This window comes from Streptomyces sp. NPDC051286 (assembly GCF_044455345.1).
In the GTDB taxonomy this organism is placed as follows: domain Bacteria; phylum Actinomycetota; class Actinomycetes; order Streptomycetales; family Streptomycetaceae; genus Streptomyces.
This window is the reverse complement of sequence record NZ_JBITER010000028.1, coordinates 26,977-43,900: the sequence shown is the minus strand read 5'-3', so window position 1 is coordinate 43,900 and position 16,924 is coordinate 26,977. Positions and strand designations below refer to the sequence as shown.

The 16,924-nt window shown below is 68.4% G+C and carries 10 protein-coding genes; 8 read left to right on the top strand and 2 right to left on the bottom strand.

Features of this window, described 5'->3' with window-relative positions; translation table 11 throughout:
* The first annotated feature begins 55 nt into the window (after nt 1-55).
* Nucleotides 56-1,402 (top strand): FxsC protein, encoded by a 1,347-nt coding sequence (gene fsxC, locus ACIBB8_RS25535; RefSeq protein WP_398955823.1) that lies wholly within the window; start codon nt 56-58, stop codon nt 1,400-1,402.
* Entirely contained in the window at nt 1,399-5,334 is a 3,936-nt protein-coding gene (fxsT, locus tag ACIBB8_RS25530; protein ID WP_398955821.1) for an FxSxx-COOH system tetratricopeptide repeat protein, read from the top strand. Before fsxC ends, fxsT begins: the two co-directional genes overlap by 4 nt.
* A gap of 36 nt (nt 5,335-5,370) precedes the next feature.
* Here the strand turns inward: fxsT and ACIBB8_RS25525 are convergent, their stop codons facing one another.
* Both ACIBB8_RS25525 and ACIBB8_RS25520 read right to left on the bottom strand, forming a co-directional pair.
* Nucleotides 5,371-6,264, bottom strand: coding sequence for an alpha/beta fold hydrolase (locus tag ACIBB8_RS25525; protein WP_398955819.1), 894 nt, complete (start codon nt 6,262-6,264; stop codon nt 5,371-5,373).
* A 787-nt stretch (nt 6,265-7,051) separates the two neighbouring features.
* Entirely contained in the window at nt 7,052-7,930 is an 879-nt protein-coding gene (locus ACIBB8_RS25520; RefSeq protein ID WP_398955817.1) for a septum formation family protein, read from the bottom strand.
* Nucleotides 7,931-8,051: 121 nt separating this feature from the next.
* Between ACIBB8_RS25520 and ACIBB8_RS25515 the strand changes: the two genes are divergently transcribed.
* The 6 genes from ACIBB8_RS25515 (at nt 8,052) to ACIBB8_RS25490 (ending at nt 16,836) form a co-directional block, all read left to right on the top strand.
* The gene (locus tag ACIBB8_RS25515) at nt 8,052-8,459 is read left to right on the top strand and encodes a hypothetical protein (protein ID WP_398955815.1); all 408 of its coding nucleotides are present in this window, start codon (nt 8,052-8,054) and stop codon (nt 8,457-8,459) included.
* 172 nt (nt 8,460-8,631) lie between these two features.
* Nucleotides 8,632-10,815 (top strand): PHP domain-containing protein, encoded by a 2,184-nt coding sequence (locus ACIBB8_RS25510; RefSeq protein WP_398955813.1) that lies wholly within the window; start codon nt 8,632-8,634, stop codon nt 10,813-10,815.
* A complete protein-coding gene (locus tag ACIBB8_RS25505; protein ID WP_398955895.1) occupies nt 10,703-12,235 on the top strand; it encodes an integrase in 1,533 nt (510 codons plus the stop codon). Before ACIBB8_RS25510 ends, ACIBB8_RS25505 begins: the two co-directional genes overlap by 113 nt.
* Nucleotides 12,232-14,202: a hypothetical protein gene (locus ACIBB8_RS25500; RefSeq protein WP_398955812.1), complete on the top strand. Its 1,971-nt coding sequence runs from the start codon at nt 12,232-12,234 to the stop codon at nt 14,200-14,202. The genes ACIBB8_RS25505 and ACIBB8_RS25500 overlap by 4 nt, the downstream gene beginning before the upstream one ends.
* Nucleotides 14,199-16,385 carry a hypothetical protein gene (locus ACIBB8_RS25495; protein ID WP_398955810.1) on the top strand — a complete coding sequence of 729 codons (2,187 nt, stop codon included), beginning with the start codon at nt 14,199-14,201 and terminating at the stop codon, nt 16,383-16,385. The genes ACIBB8_RS25500 and ACIBB8_RS25495 overlap by 4 nt, the downstream gene beginning before the upstream one ends.
* Nucleotides 16,375-16,836: a hypothetical protein gene (locus ACIBB8_RS25490; protein ID WP_398955808.1), complete on the top strand. Its 462-nt coding sequence runs from the start codon at nt 16,375-16,377 to the stop codon at nt 16,834-16,836. Before ACIBB8_RS25495 ends, ACIBB8_RS25490 begins: the two co-directional genes overlap by 11 nt.
* The last annotated feature ends 88 nt before the right edge of the window (nt 16,837-16,924 follow it).

Below are 16,924 nucleotides of genomic sequence, written 5' to 3'. Positions count from 1 at the left end.
AGCAGGGTTCGCTCCGGAATGATGAATTCGCTCGCATTCTTCCTACACTCCTCGGATGCGAGTGCTCACACAGGACGGGGGTCGTGTGCACGCATCAACGCAACCGCGAGCGGCGGACCATCGGCCGTACTTCTTCTTGAGCTATGCGCATACACCGGGGTACGGCGGTGGAACGGACCCGGATATGTGGGTCGAGCGGCTGTTTCAGGATCTCTGCGGCCATGTAATGGCCATGACCGACCTCCCGGCGGGTGCCTCCGCCGGGTTCATGGACCGGGAGATACGGTCCGGCGAGGGGTGGTCGGAACGGCTCGGCAGCGTGCTGGCCACCTGCCGGGTGTTCGTTCCGCTCTTCTCGCCGCGCTACTTCGCCAGCGAGATGTGCGGAAAGGAGTGGCACGCTTTCGAACAGCGCGCCATCGCCCACCGGGCCCGCAGCAATCAGCCCGCCGAAGCGATCGTGCCCGCGCTCTGGGTGCCGGTTCCACCGAACCAGCTGCCCGGGCCCGCAGAGCGACTGCAGTTCAATCACCGTGATTTCGGGGACCGTTACGTCAGTGACGGGCTCTACGGACTGATCAAACTCAGACTCTTCGCCCAGGAGTACGAACGGGCTGTCTACGAACTCGCCAAACGCATCGTCAGCGTCGCGGCCACCGCCCGAATCGAAGTGGGTCGCCCCGTCGACTACCGGCTGGCCCCCAGCGCCTTCGGCTCGCAGAGCAGTGGTGCCGGTGCGCCCCGCCCGATGAAGGTGACCATCGCGGCTCCCACCCGGCACGACCTGCCCGAGGGGCGCAACGCCGACTACTACGGCGACAACCCGCACGACTGGAACCCCTACCACCCGGCCTCCGCGCGGCCCCTGGCCTATGTCGCCGAGGACCTGGTGCGCTCCCTCAACTACCAGGCCACCATCACCTCCTTCGACGAGGAGTCCGGCCACGCGGAGAGCAAGGGGCCACCGAACAGACCGGAAATCCTGGTTGTCGACCGATGGGCGCTGATGGACGAGGACCGACGCCGCAGACTCGCGGCCTTCGACGCCGAGAACCGCCCGTGGGTGACCATGGTGGTGCCCTGGAACCGCGAGGACCCCCAGAGCAGAGCCGCCGAGGCGGAGCTGACCGAGAAACTCGAACAGACCATGCCGTCCAAGATTCGCCAGGGGCGTGCGTATTGCCGCGCCGCGGCAAGGGGAGTGCCCAGCATGGATGCCTTCGGACAGGTGCTGCCCCAGGTGGTGGAGGCGGCGGCCCAGCAGTATCTGCGCCACGCGGCGGTCTATCCGCCGGCGGCGGGCGGCGGTCACACTGAACGAACACGACTGATGGGGCCCATGGGGAACACGCAGTTCATACCGGACATGCACGACCCTGCGACGGATGCGGAGGACGTATGACGGCCGGGCGTGACGGACGCATCGTCACTTTCTACTCGTACAAAGGCGGTACCGGGCGCACGATGGCCCTGGCCAACACCGCCTGGATCCTGGCTGCCAACGGCAAACGGGTACTGGCCGTCGACTGGGACCTGGAGGCGCCCGGACTCCACCGGTTCTTCCATCCCTTCCTCGACCCGTCGACACTCGGCGCGACCACCGGCGTCATCGACCTGATCACCGAGTACGCCTGGGCCGCCACCAGCCCGGTCCAGCGTGCCGACGACTGGCACCGCGACTACGCCCGCATCCAGCCGCACGCCGTCTCCCTCGCCCCGGAGGCGCTCGGCTGGGAGTTCCCGCAGGGGGGCACCCTCGACTTCGTTTCCGCCGGGCGCCAGAACCGCGAATACTCCGCAACCGTCTCCACCTTCGACTGGGACAACTTCTATGACCGGCTCGGCGGCGGGCACTTCTTCGACGCCCTGCGCGACGACATGAAGGCCAACTACGACTACGTCCTCATCGACAGCCGGACCGGTCTCAGCGACATCGCCGACATCTGCACCGTCCACCTTCCGGACCTGCTCGTCGACTGCTTCACTCTCAGCGATCAGTCCATCGACGGCGCGGCATCCGTCGCCCGGCAGATCTCCGAGCGCTACACCGGCCGCCCCATCTCGATCTTCCCCGTCCCGATGCGCATCGACGAGGGCGAGAAGGAGAAGGCCGACGCGGGCCGCGCGCTGGCCCGGCTGAAGTTCGACCGGCTGCCCCGGGACCTGTCCGGTGACGAACTCACCGCCTACTGGGGAGCGGTGGAGATTCCGTACCGTCCCTACTACGCGTACGAGGAGACGCTGGCCACCTTCGGCGACGAGGCAGGTCTGACCAACTCGCTGCTCTCCGCCTTCGAGCGGCTCACCGCCGTCATCACCGACCGGCAGATCACCTCGATGCCCCCCGTGGGGGAAGAGGTACGGCTCCGCATCCGCGATGCCTTCACCCGGCGCAGGCCCGCGCTGCCCGCCGATCTCTTCCTCAACTATGTGGCGGAGAACCGGATGTGGGCCGACTGGATCGAGTCGGTCCTCACCCGGGCCGGATTCCGCGTCGTCCCGCGAGATGTCTCCGCCGAACCCGGCGAGGCCGACCCGGCGCAACTCGCGGCCGAGACCGCCACCCGTACCGTCGTCCTGCTCTCCAGCGCCTATCTCAAGTCCCAGCGAGCCGTGAGTCTGTGGGAGAGGGCGGTCGCCGAGGACCCGGGCGGCGGCAGGCGTCAGCTGCTGCCTCTCAGGGTCGGGGACGTACGCCTCTCCGCGCCCTACATCGACCGCAACCCCGTCGACCTCTTCCGGCTCGACGAGGTGCACGCCACCGCGGCGCTGATGCGTGCCCTGGACCGCCCGGTGCAGCTCGTCGACGGGGTCGCGCCCGGGCCCCGCTTCCCCGGCACCGTGCCGAAGATCTGGAACGCACCACCCCGCAACCCCGGCTTCACCGGGCGCTCCCTGGTCCTGGAACGGATGCGCGACCAGCTCGGCGGCGGCATGGCCGTCGTGCTTCCCCAGCCGCAGACGCTGTACGGGCTCGGCGGCGTCGGCAAGACCCAGGTCGCTCTCGAGTATGTGCACCGCTTCATGGCCGACTACGACCTGGTGTGGTGGATATCGTCCGAGCAGACCGACGACGTGGTGGCCAGCCTCGCCGAACTCGGGGTCCGGCTCGGCGCCCAGGGCGGCGACGACATGGCCGCGGCCTCCCAGGAGGCTGTCGACCTGCTGCGCCGCGGAGTTCCGTCGGACCGCTGGCTGCTGGTCTTCGACAATGCCGACGACCCCGAACGGCTCCGGCGCTACTTCCCGCAGGGCGGCTCCGGTCACATCCTGGTCACCTCCAGGAACCAGACCTGGTCCCAGCACGGCGACGCACTGCCTGTCGACGTCTTCCTGCGGGAGGAGTCCATCGAGCACCTCCAGCGCCGCGCCCCGGGGCTGAGCGTCGAGGACGCCGCGCAGGTGGCCACCGCTGTCGGTGACCTCCCGCTCGCAGTGGAACAGGCGGCGGCCTGGATCGCGGAGACCGCCACGCCCATCGACGCCTATCTCGAACAGCTCGCCCAGCAGGCCCCTCAGGTCCTGGCCCTCAACCAGCCCGCGGGCTACCCGGAACCCGTCGCCGCCACCTGGAACATCTCCATCCAGCGCCTCAAGGAGCGCTCGCCCGCCGCCGTGCGGCTGCTGCAGCTCTGCGCCTTCTTCGCCCCCGAGCCGATCAACGCCAACCTCCTGTACAGCAAGGAGATGATCGAGGCGCTGAAGCCGTACGATCCCTCGCTCCAGGAGAAGCTGGTGCTCGGCCGGGTCATCCGGGAGATCGGCCGGTTCGCCCTCGCCAAGGTCGACCAGGTCTCCAACTCCATCCAGGTGCACCGCCTCGTCCAGGCCGTCATCCGGGCGCAGCTCAGCGAGGAGGAGCAGCGTGACGCCCGGCATGTCGTCCACCGCATTCTGGCGGGCGCCCGGCCCGATGACGACGAGCCGATCGACAACCCGGCGACCTGGCCGCGGTTCGCGACCATATGGCCGCACCTCGGCCCGTCCGATGCGCGCAACTGCAGGGAACCCGAGACCCGCAGGCTCCTGATCGACCGGGTGCGCTACCTGTGGAAGCGTGGTGACTTCAGGACGGCGGGCACCCTCGGCGCCGAACTGCGCGAGGCATGGGAGGAGATGCTCGGCGAGCGGGATCTCCAGTACCTCTACCTCTGCTTCCACCTCTCCAACATCTACCGCTCGCGCGGCCGTTATGTGGAGGCGAAGGAACTCGACGAGATCACCCTCGCCCGGCAGCGGGAGGTACTGGGTTCGGAGCACCCGCACACGTACATGACCACCAGCAGCCTCGCGACGGACCTCGGCACCCTCGGCGACTACAGCCGGGCGATCGAGCTGGCGACCGAAGCGACCGAGGGATTCAGCCAGATCTTCCACGACTCACACCCCAGGACGCTTGCGGCGGCCAACAACCTGGCTCTGAACCTGCGCCTCGTCGGGCAGTACGCCAGGGCCAGGGAGATCGATCAGGACGTGTACGACCGGCGCACCGAGGTGCTCGGCCCGAACCACCCGTACAGCCTGTCGTCCGCCATGAACCTGGCCCGCGATCTGCGGGACGTGGGACGGTACGAGGACTCCGTCGGTCTGCTCAGCCGCACCTACGACAGCTACAAGTCACATCTCGGGCGTACCTTCCCCGGCACGCTGAGTGCGGCGAAGAGCCTCGCGGTCTCGCTGCGCAGGGCGGGCCGGCTGGAGGACGCCCGCAGACTGACGGTGGCCACCCGCGCCAGGTACCGGGCCAAGTACACCTCGGCCAACCCCGAATCGCTGGCCTGTGATCTCAACATGGCGGCCGACCTGTTCGCGGCCGGTGAGGCGATCGAGGCGAGGGACACCGCACAGGAGGTCGCCGACCAGTACATGAAGGTCCCGGGGGAGAAACACCCGTACACCCTGGCTGCCCAGAACAACCTCGGTGTCTATCTCTCGGGGGCCGGTGCGGCGGAGGTGGCGGAGAAGCTGCTGAAGCGGGTGGTCGCCTCGATGCGCGAGGTGTTCGGACGCGAGCATCCGCACACCCTGTTCTGCGTCATGAATCTGGCCAACGCAACCGTGGACCTCGGCGACCTCGACATCGTGCTGTCGACGGAGCGTCAGGTGTCCGCGCAGCTTCGGGAGGCCATCGGGGCGCACCATCCGGAGACGCTCGCCATGACGTCGAACATGGCGGTCACACTCGATGCGATGGGGCGCAAGGACGAGGCGTTGCAGGTGCGGGCGGAAGTGGTCGAAGAGCTGACCCGACAGCTCGGCGACGAGCATCCGCTGACCCGGATCGCCCGGGAGGACAGCCGGTTCCAGCGCGAACTGGAACCGATCACGATCTGAGCCGACCGGGCCCGCCGATGGCGGGCCCGGCCTGGGTCAGCCCTCCGAGGGGGCGGCGGTGGCCTGCTCCTCCAACAGCCAGTTGAGGACGACAGGGAGCACGGACAGCGCATCGAAGTGCGCCGCCGCCGGCTCCAGAACTGCGGTGGCGCCCGGGATCTGCCCGGCCAGCCAGCGGGAGTGCCCAACCGGTGAGAAGACGTCCTTCTCGCCGTGCCACAGCATCACGGGGCCGGTGATGTCCGCCGGATCGAAGCCCCATGGGTTGCAGAGCGCGATCGCGTCGTCGATCCATCCGTACGCCGAAGTGCGCAGCCCCTCACTGTAGTTGCGCAGCAGCATGGAACGGATTCCAGCGTCGTTGACGATGACCCGGTCGGAGTCGGTCAGCTCCCGGCGGAGATCGTCGAGGAGCTTGACCGGATCCTGTCTGATCACTTCCGACCTGGAGATGAAGGACTCCGCGAGCCCGTCCGGGTCGGCCACCGCCGTGGAGTACGCCAGCACATTGGAGGCGGCCATCCCGTCGAACCAGTCCAGTCCGTCCGCGCCCCGGGGGGCGAGCCCGACCAGAGCGGCGGTACGGGTGACCCGGTCCGGCATCAGTGCGGCGCAGGCCAGAGCATGCGGGGCGCCGCCGGAACGGCCCACCACGGCGAACCGTTCCAGCCCGAGCGAGTCCGCGATGGCCCGCACATCGTCCACGACGTCCGCCACGCAGCGGCCCGCCAGCCGGTCGGAGCCGCCGTAGCCCGGCCGGTCATAGGTGATGAGCTGTGTCTTGCGCTGGTACAGCACCATGCCGCGCGGCGCCGGACCGAGCCGGCTGCCGGGCATTCCGTGGAGCAGGAAGACCGGTCTCCCTCGCGGGTCGCCCAGACGCTCCACCGTCAGATGCCGCCCGTCCCTTGCGCGCACCCGATTGCGCACTCCGCACCTCCTCCACTCCGTGCGGGCATCGAGGGCCCGACTTTTCCACCAATTCGATGATGCCCATCAAAGTCATTGGACGGAACGGAAATTGAGGTAAATCAACAGCGAATACCGGACAGGTCAAGTCCTCGTCCATTGCCGACCGCCCGGTCGCACGGTGTGTTCGCAGACGGAACCGACGTGGTGCGGCTCCTAGGTGAACGGGGTGAGGGCGAAACAGTGTGATCGTATGTGCGTCCTGAAGTCGACCTTGTGTGCTATCTGGCCGGTGCGGTGAAGCCGGAGGCGTCCGGCGGTCACTCCGTCCTCAATCGCCGGACGGACGTGAGTGTGCCGGGCGGGCTTGGTACGTCGGCCCGCCCGGCGGGTCCGTCAGTTGTGCGCCCGTGCCGGCGCAGACGACCTGCCGCGGGCAGTTGCGAGACCGCCGGCAGCGAGCCGGTCGCCCACATCGGCCACGCGACGCGTTCACCAAAACGGTCTGGGCGGAAGTGCGTTGATGGGGTCCACCGGGGCCGCGCCGGGGATGGCCCCGACCTCGGCACACGACCCGTGCTCGCCGCCGAGGTTGCCGCCGCAGAAGCGTGAGCGCGTGGCGAACGCGGACGATCGTGCTCGGCGAAGAGCCGAGTCGGGAACGACGGCCGCAGCCCCCGGCTTGGCCCGCGTTCGCCGCTGACTCAGCCTCGGCCAGTGCTCCCGCAGTTGACTCCGGAAGCGCTCGGCCGCCTCAGTGCCCCCGTCGTCCGGCCGGGGCCCGGCCGGACGACGTGATCCGACAGGGTCAGCCGGCCCAGACCTCGGCTTCGTCGGCCGGGACGGTGGTGGCGAGCTTCAGTTCCTTGCGGGCGGCGAGCGTCTTGCCCGGGTCGATACCGGCGAAGGCCTTGTCGTAGGCGAGGTAGAAGGCGTCCGTGTCACCGGCCGAGGCGGCCTTTTCCCACGCACCGGCGGTCTCCTCCAACCGTGCACGGAGCTTGACGGTCTCCGGCTGCTGAATGCTCTTCAAGGCCGTGAGGTGGGTGCCGAGCGCGGCGGTAACGGCTTTGGCCTGCTTTTTGTAGCCGGCGAAGTCGTCCTCGACATGCTCTGCTTCGGGCTGGTTCGTCCACAGGGCCTCGTAGACGGCGTTCGAACCCTTCAGGTACGCGAGCTGGTCGGCGTTCAGGGGCTTGCTCTTCAACGAACCGGAGAACGTGCCGGCTTCCTTGGTGTACGTGCAGCTCACGGCCCGGTCGCCGGTCGCCCAGCTCTCCTTGGTGGGGGAGTAGTAGTAGACGTCGACGCCCTTGGGCAGGGCCCAGGCGTCGGGGGTGAACTTCTGCGCCTCGACCGGGCATCGTTCGTCGGCGATCTGTGCGGTTTTGTCCTCGCCGGGGTACGCCGACTGCCCGTCGATCTTGAAGTCACCGACAACCTGGCCCTTGTGCGGTTCCTTGCACGGCACGACCTCGACGCTGAACTCCTCGCTCTTGGGCGCCTCGTTGTTCGGGTTGTAGCAGTCGCCGATCGCGAGCGAGAAGACCGATCGCTGGCGAACCACTTTCTTGGCGCCGGTCTTTGCGCTGTCGAGGGCTTCGGAGCATCCCACCGCTCCGACCGAGATCAGGGCTACGGCAGCGGATATACCGCGCAGGGAACGGGATGTGACACCGAGAGACATGACGTGGGCATCCTCAAACGGAAGGGTGGTGAACAGATGTGCGCATCGTATGGCATGTCAGTGACAGTGCTGCGCGAAGGCACTTTGGTGCACCGGCGGTGGTGGTGCAGGCCATGACGCGGTGCGCTTCGAACTGATGGCGGCTCTCCTGCGAGCCGACCGGCAGCCGAGGTCCGACTCCTCGGTCGCCGACGTCGAGTGCGTGACCGAGGACGGTCACCTGCTGTACGAGGTGCTCGGTGCCGGTCTCGCCACGTACGCCGACCTCCGCGCGGGAGCGGTCCGCCTCATCGAGATCAACCACACGCTGCCCAAGCCTGCCGACCGCCTCTGCCTCGTTCTGGCCGGGCCCCCGGCCGAGGACTGGTCGGCGGCCACCGTCCACGACGTCTTCGGGATCCAGGTCCTGTGGCGCACCCAGCAGGGCTGGGAGGGCGAGGGCGTCGAAATCGCCCTGGCGCGGATTGCTGCGCGGCACGCTGCTGGCTTTCCTGCCGGCCCCTTGGGGGCGAAGAGTTCCTCGTGGTGACGGTGAGTCCTGGCGGAGTCGTGGTGGGCCGCTGTGTGGAATGCCACGGAATAGGTCACGCGTTCGAATCACATCATCGTCCGAGGTTGATGGGGGTTAGAGTAATCGAACGAGTGTACGATGAATTTATCGGGCGAAAGGCTCAAATGGGGTGAAGTGATGGAGGTGCGGCATGGCGGGTTACGCCCATCTGCACGTCGCGTCCGGATACTCCGCCCGCTACGGCGCCGCCCATCCCGAACACCTCGTCCGGCGGGCGGCTGAGCGCGGCACGACGGCGCTCGCGCTCACCGACCGGGACACCGTCACCGGTGCCGTACGGTTCGCGAAGGCCTGTACCGGAGCCGGCATCCGGCCGATCTTCGGCATCGATCTGGCCGTGGAGGCCATCGCACCTCCTCCTCCGGCGCAGCGCCGCCGCACCCCGGCGCGCGGTGGCGCCCACGTCGTCGAGCCGCCCCTGCGAGTGGTGCTGCTCGCGCGGAACCGGACGGGATGGGCACGGCTGTGCCGCATCACGTCGGCCGCGCACGTGGGCACGGCAGGCGGCGAGGCCCCGGTGATGGTGCCGTGGGAGGCGCTGCGTGAGTACGGCGGTCCCGGTCTGATCGTGCTGCTCGGACCGCTCTCGGAGCCGGTACGGGCACTGACGGCAGGCCGGGAGGACGTCGCGGCGAAGCTGCTGGCTCCGTGGCGGGAGATCTTCGGCAGCGGCGTACGGCTGGAGGCTGTCCTGCACAGGCGGGCCGGTACGGGCCCGGGATCGCTGCGGCTGGCCGCCCGCACCCTGGCGCTGGGGGACCGTACCGACACCACCGTCGTGCTCTCCAACGCCGTCCGCTATGCCGACCCGGAGCAGCACCGGCTCGCCGACGTCCTTGATGCCGCGCGGCTGCTGCGCCCTATCGACCGGCGCCGCCTGGACAGCGGGCAGCGCTGGCTCAAGGACGAAGCAGCGATGGCGCGCATCGCGCAGTTGATCGCCGAGTGTGCCGGAGCGGACGCCCGGCGGGCAGCCCGCTTGCTGGCGGACACCGCTGCCACGGCGGCCGAGTGCTCCGTCGATCCCAAGGCGGACCTGGGGCTGGGCACACCGCACTTCCCGGAACCGGCAGTGCTCGGAGTCGAGCCGGGAACGGGCGGCGCGGCACAGTTTCTGCGTCGCCAGTGCGAGGCCGGCATGGTCCGGCGCGGCCTGGACCGTGACCGGGCGGCGCTCGACCGGCTGGACGAAGAGCTCGGCGTGATCTCCGAGCTGAACTACGACTCGTACTTCCTTGCCGTCGGCCAGGTCGTGGCCGACATCCGGGAGCTGGGCATCCGGGTCGCGGCCCGCGGCTCGGGCGCCGGTTCGATGGTCTGCCACGCGCTGGGCATCGCCACGGCCAACCCGCTCGATCACCACCTGCTGTTCGAACGCTTCCTGAGCGTGCGACGGGCGTCGCTGCCCGACATCGACATCGACGTGGAGTCCGCCAGAAGGCTGGAATGCTACGACGCGATCTTCGCCCGGTTCGGCACCGAGCGGGTGGCGGTCACCGCGATGCCCGAGACCTACCGGGCCCGCCGGGCGCTGAGGGACACCGGCCTCGCGCTGGGGATCGCACCGGCGGACGTCGACCGGATCGCCAAGAGCTTCCCGCACTTGCGGGCGTCGGACATCACCAGCGCACTCGCCGAACTGCCTGAACTGCGTCAACTGGCGGCCGAAGCGAAGCGGTACGGGCCGTTGTGGGAGCTCGCCGAAGGCCTCGACTCCCTGGTTCACGGCATGGCCATGCACCCCTGCGGAGTGATCATCAGCGACGCGACGCTCCTGGACCGGCTGCCCGTGCAGCCCACCCCCCAGGGCAACTATCCGATGGCGATGGCGGCCAAGGAGGAGATCGAGGCACTGGGCAACATCAAACTGGACGTTCTGGGCGTGCGGATGCAGTCCGCGATGGCCCACGCCGTCGCCGATATCGAGCGGGTGACCGGCAACCGTATCGATCTGGACGATCCACGGCAGGTGCCGCTCGACGACGTCTTCGCGTTCAAACTCATTCAGGAGAGCCAGACCATAGGGCTGTTCCAGCTCGAATCGCCCGGCCTTCTCTACTGTCTGAGGCACTGTCGGTTTTTGACTCGGACATCGGCGCGGAGGAATCTGCATGGAGGAGCCCGAGGGCTCATGGGCTGTCGAGTTCTACGACCTCAGCCGGGACTTCCCTGTCCCTGCGAGCGACGTGGATCTGGGACAGCTGGGCGACGTACACGAAAGAGCACGCGAGAACGGTGCTCGGGACGGCACGCCGATCATCTGGTCGAAGCGGCACGGCGCGGATCCGTGGATCAATCTCTTCTTCCGTGCTGACGAGATCGTATCCAAGCAGCGGACCACGTGGCGCCGGTACGCGTACGCACTCGTCGTCTGGCTGAACTTCCTGGAGCAGCGGGGGCGGCTCTGGTACGAGGCGAGCAAGCGTGACTACACGGACTTCAAGCACTGGCGGATGGCTGATGCCCGCAATTACTGGCGGGTGGAGGGGACGTCGTTCGACACCGACAGGGCGGGGCTGAAGAGGTTCTACGGGTGGGCCTGTGGCGAGTACGAGGTCTTCAATCCGATTCCTTCCCAGTCCGTCCAGTCCGGTGGCGGCTTCGGGCAGGGGACGGGGCGGCGGGATCCTTCCCGTCCGGCCGGAGCGCCTCGACGGCAGGTGAAGTGGCTGCTGCGCAAGGCTTTCGAGCAGTGGAAGGACGTGGGGCTGAGGGGCTACGGGTTCGACGGCCTGCGCCCGGAGAACTGGCACGGCTTCAACGAGGACCGCAACACGGCGTTCGTCGAGGGGCTGTGGGGTACGGGGCTGCGGCTTGAGGAGTGGGCGAGCGTCCTGGACGTCGAGCTGCCGTCGGCTCCTGTGACGAACAGGTACCCGAAGGCGTGGCTGTCGCAGTCCTGCGCCAAGGGGCGCCGCCATGGACGTAACTACCGGATTCCGCGGGCGGTTGTGAAAGCCGTGGCAGGTTACATGGATCCGATGGAGGGCTCGCGGGCGGAGGCGATCGGGCGGGCGCAGCGGGCCGGCCGGTACGATCGGGTGCCGGGCCTGGTGATCGTGACCGGGCACAATTCCCGGTCGAGGACACTCAAAGTACGGACTCCGCACGGGGGTTCCGCGACCGTGTCTCTCGACGTCCAGGGGCCGGAGGAACGGCTGCGGCTGTTCCGGGAGACGCAGGACGGGCTGGAGCCGCTGGCCGTCTGGCTGAGTGTCGATGGCATGCCGCACAGGACTCACAGCTGGGAGAACACGTTCGCCACCGCCAACTCCCGGGTCGCCCAGGCGTGGGCGCGCTCACGATGGCCCGGGTTCGATGACCTGGAGGCGAAGGAGCGGGAGAGACGGGCCGCCCAGTGCCCCCTGTGGGCCCGGCCGCACATGCTACGGCACTCCTACGCGCTGGTCTGGTACTCGATCCTGAGCGCCGTGTGGGAGCAGCGCCTGCAGGGGTTCACCGAGGCCGAGAAGCATGCGTTCCGTGAGCAGTTCGGCGACATCTGGTACCAGTTGGCCACGATGCTCGGACATCGCAACCCGCAGACCACCAGGGACTGGTACCTGGCGCCCTTCACGGCGCTGGAAGTCGACTACTTGATGGTGTTGGTCGACAGTGACCAGCGGGAGGCCGTCGACATCCTGCTGGGGAGGATCGCCGCGGACAGTGAGCTGGTCCTGTCCCCGGTTCCTGAGGACGGGGAGCTGCTCGACGATCCGGAGGGCGACGCGTGAGCCGGAGGGGCCGTAAGGCGAGCGTTCCTCCAGGGAACTGGCAGTCACCGGAGCGGCTCGTTGTCACGGAGGACGAGTGCAGCGTCTTCTTCGTCGAAGAGAAGGGGCGGCGCAGCAAGGTCTACGACTTCACGAAACTACAGGTCAGTACCGGCATTCAGCGGTGGCTGGCCCGGTCGTTCGCGAGGGCCACCGGACCGGATTCCGGAGTCAATCGGGTCAGTGCTGCCGAGGGCCTTTGGAACGGTGTGCAGCTCCTGGCGAAGCATCTCGGGAAAGTTGACCCGCCGGTGCACCAGCCCACGCACATCACTGCGGTCCACATCAAGGAGAGCTTGCTTGCCGTCCCACTGGGCTCCAAGAAGGGCCACACAGAGCGACTGCGGGCCATCTTCCGCGCCGACAGGGAACTGCCGGCCGAAGCGCGGAACGCGATGCTGCATGGGAGGCTGCCCGCGTACGAGTCGAAGGTGCAGCCGTACAGTCACGACGAACACCAGGAGCTCATGACCGCTGTTCGTCACGACATCCGCGTCGCCCGTGACCGGATCCAGGAGGGTCGGGAACTCCTGGCCGCGTACCGCCGTGGCGACCTCGGCCCACCGGGACGTTTCAACCATGCTGAGAAGCTCGGCCGCGCGCTGGACACCCTCGACCGGACCGGGGACGTGCCGCGGCGGGTGACGCCGTCGTCGCCGCAGGGCGGGATCCCCTCCTGGGTGCAGGCGTTGGGCGGGGTCTTTGGACTCGTGTCCCGGCTGACGCTGACGCGTACGGAGACAGTGGCGTTCTGCTTGATGCTCATCGATCTGACCAGCGAGAACTTCGGCACGATCGGAGAATGGCCGGCGGCGCACTTCCGGCCGGACGGTGGCCTTGGAGGGCCCGCAGTGGCTCTGGTGGACGAGGTGAAGCCCCGTCGCGGTCCGTCGCTGGAGTTCATGGTGAAGCCGTTGGAGGACATGCCCGCATCACTTGCCGACGTGCTGCAGACGGACGACGGCGACAAACATCTGTACCGCTCCGCCTTCCGCGTCTACCAACTGCTGCTGGACCTGACGGAGTTTGCAAGAAGCCTCGGTGGAGAGACACACGCTTTCTGTTACCCGAAAGTCCGCGCTAAGGGAGGTCTCGCGTGGGGGCACGGCACCCATCGGAGCGGGATCGTGGCCTGGGCTGCAGGGCACGGCTTCAGCCCGGAGAAGAGAGCCGACCGCCCCGAGGGCGAGGGAGTGGGTGGGGCACCCGGCGAACTCCCCGACGATCATGCGGCGACCGGACAGGACGGAGGGAAGGAGGAGGCCGAAGAGCCAGAGGGCCAGGGGCTGTCGGTCAATGTGCACCGGCTTCGGCGGGCGGCGCTGGAACGCGGGGGACGACCCGTGGCACACACCAGGGAGACGTACCAGAACTATCTGCGGACGAGCCGACCGGCGGTCCAGCGCGGGCGCACGGTCATGCGCGAAGCGCTGGATGAGGAGGTCGCCAAGGCGCGGGTGGTGCAGGAGATTCCTGTGCTGACGGACGCTTTCCTTGTGCACGCGGCCGAGGCTCCGGAGCAGGCCGCAGTTGATATCGGCGTGGACACGAAGACTCTCGCCCAGCTGATCTCGGGTGAGCAGGACACGGTGCTGGTGGGCTGTACGGCCCCGGAGGACAGCCCGTTCACGGGGCCCGGAAAGCCGTGCGGCGCCTCGTTCCTCGATGACTGCCTGCGCTGCGAGAACGCACGTGCGCTGCCCCACCAACTGCCGGTCCAGGTCGAGGCGCACGGTCGCCTCAAGCATCTGAAGCGCGACCTCGATCCGCGCCTGTGGGCCCACCTTCACGCCGAGACATTCGCTCGTCTGTCCAACCTGCTGGGGCACTACACCCTGGCCGAGCGCTCCAATGCCCGGGACCGTGTCACGGCCGCCGAGCGGGCGCTCGTGGATGACCTCATCAGCGGAAGGATGGACCTGCGATGACCACCGTGTCGACGTCCGGCGCCTCGGCCGGGGCAGCCCTTCTGCCGGGACCGGACACCGTGGTCCTGGCTCACCGACCGCTCCGCGACTCTACGGACAAGGCCACGCTGTCCCGGTTCGGTGATCCGGTCTGGCGCCTGGGCCCGGGGCTGCTCGACGATCAGTTGTGCCCGGTCAGCGAGAACTGGCCGCGCCTGATGCCCGACTCCTTGCGGGAAGCCTTCATGACATGCGCATGGGTCGCGCTGAACAGCAACTGGCCCGCTCAGCTCCGGCCGGCACTGATCGACGAGCAGCCCGAGGTCCTGACGATCCACAAATGGATCATGTCCATGTCGGTGTTCGCCGCGTGGCTGGATGCCCGCGGGTTCACGCGCTTGTGCGATGTCAGCAGCCGCGATCTGGGCCTGTACAAGACCCACGTACTTGCCCTGGCCAACTCCGCCGAGGACAAGAGGCGCCTGCTGCACGCGGTCCGGGTCGTCTGGGGCTACCGGGAGGCGCTGCCCGAGGAACACCGCCTCCCGCGCCGCAGGCCCTGGGGTACCGCTTCGACGGATGACCTGGTCGGCGTCAAGCGGGTTCAGAGCCGGTACAACAAGACGCCGCGCATCGATCCCACCACCATGGATGCCTTGCTGGCGTGGGCGCTTCGGATGGTCGATGACTTCGGGCCCGACATTCGCGACGCGGCCCGGGAAGCACGGCTGCTCTTGGACGGGCGGCATCCGGCGACCCTGGCAGCACGCGACCGGTTCGGCTCCAGCCCCTTGAAGGAGCGCCTCAGGGGCTACGTAGCCGAGCTGCAACGCGCGGGCCGCGGACTGCCCGGCACGAAACGCCGCGAGCGCCACGGCGGTCAGCTCGGAGTGGATCACCAGCACATTGCCCGCATGGTGGCGACCGCCGGACCCTATGTGAAGCCGTATGACGGCCTGCTGCTGTCTATGGCCGATGAGTACGGCCTTGAACTGGAATCCGACGCCTACTTCCTCGGCCCGATCACCGGCACCTTCCAGGGCGCCCCGTGGCGCGACCGCCCGATCGGCGTGCGCGAGATCAACCAGCTGGTGCGCTACCTGACGGCCGCCTGCTTCATCGTGATCTCCTACCTCTCCGGCATGCGCAGTGGCGAAGTCCTCCAGTTGCGCCGTGGGTGCCTGCGCGAGGACGAGCACGGCGGACCCGTCCTGGTCGGACGGCGGAGCAAAGGCTCCGAGCACGATCCCGCCCCCGATCCGGAGGAGACGGAGGAACGGCCGTGGGCCGTGGTCGGCGCGGTCGCCCCCGCCGTGAAGATGCTGGAGTCACTCTCCGGCGCCGAGTTGCTTTTCCCACCGAGTCGGCAACGCACCACCACGGTCCGCTCACGACGGAAGCAGTCCAAGCCGTCGGGCACGATGAACGACGACATCCGGGAGTTCATGGCCTGGGTGAACACCCAGTTCTCCGGCCGGGACGATCCGGCCATTCCGCCCGACCCGACGAAGGACATCCACGCGGCACGCTTCCGCCGCACGCTCGCCTACTTCGTGGTGCGACGCCCGGGCGGCCTCGCAGCGGCGCAAGCGCAGTACGGGCATGTCCGGGCCAAGGTGACACTCGGTTACGCCGGAGACGCCGACACCAGCTGGATGGAGGACCTTGCCCTCGAGGAACTTGAGATGGTCAGCGAGCAGGTGGACGAGGACCTGCGGGCGCTCGACGAGGGTGAACATGTCAGCGGCCCGTCCGCACGGGAGTACCGGCACCGGGTCCGCAAGTCTGCGGCCGTGTTCGCGGGCCGCGTCGTCATTCAGGCCGACAACGCCCGACGTCTGCTGTCCAGCAAGCATCCCGACATCCATCACGGGCAGGGCATGACCTGCGTGTGGCGATACGAGACCGCGGGGTGCCGAGAGGAAAGGGAGGCGGCCGGAGTGGATGTGCAGGGACCGGATGAGCCGCTCTGCCGCACCGCATGCGTCAACCTGGCCTACACCGACCGCGACATCGGGGACAAGAAGAGAGAGCTCGCCCGGCACGAGGCCGCCGCAGCCGACCCGCTGTCGCCGAGGCCGCTGAGGGACCGGGAGGCGGCGAAGGCCGCCCAGGCGCGCGCGGTGATCACCGCACATGAACGGGGACGGCGCGGAAACCGCCGGCAGGAACCCGCAGGAAAGGAGCAGCTCGATGGGGCGTAGACCTCGGGACCGGGACAGAGACGCCGCCGCGATCAAAGCGGCGGCCGAACGGCTGCTGGCTGGCACACCCCTGCGCTCGGCCTCCGGCAAGCTGACCGCCACCGAACTCATCGTCGAGTCGGGACTGCGCCGGGACGTGGTCTACCCGCATCACCAGGATCTGGTCGACGAGTTCCGGCTCCGAGCCAAGGCGCAAGACCGTGTCCCCACTGCGGCTCAGGAACTCGCGGAACGGTACACGGCCGCAGTCGAGGAACTGAAGGAGACGAAGCGACAGCTCGCAGAGGAACGACAGTTGACCGCGTTCCTGCGCAGGACCGTCGTAGAGCTATCGGTCGAGGCGGAGAGCGTCCGCCGGGAGCAGGAGGACGCCCTCGACGCCACGGTGGTGCGCCTGCCCCGGCGACGCGGCCCAGGCCGCAGATTGCCATCGGCGACCCCGGAGAGCTGAACAGCCGCAGCCCCCTTCCGACCTGCGTGAACGGACTTTTCCTCGCGCAACCGTCGGCCGCACCAAGTGCGGAATATTTCGAGGTGCT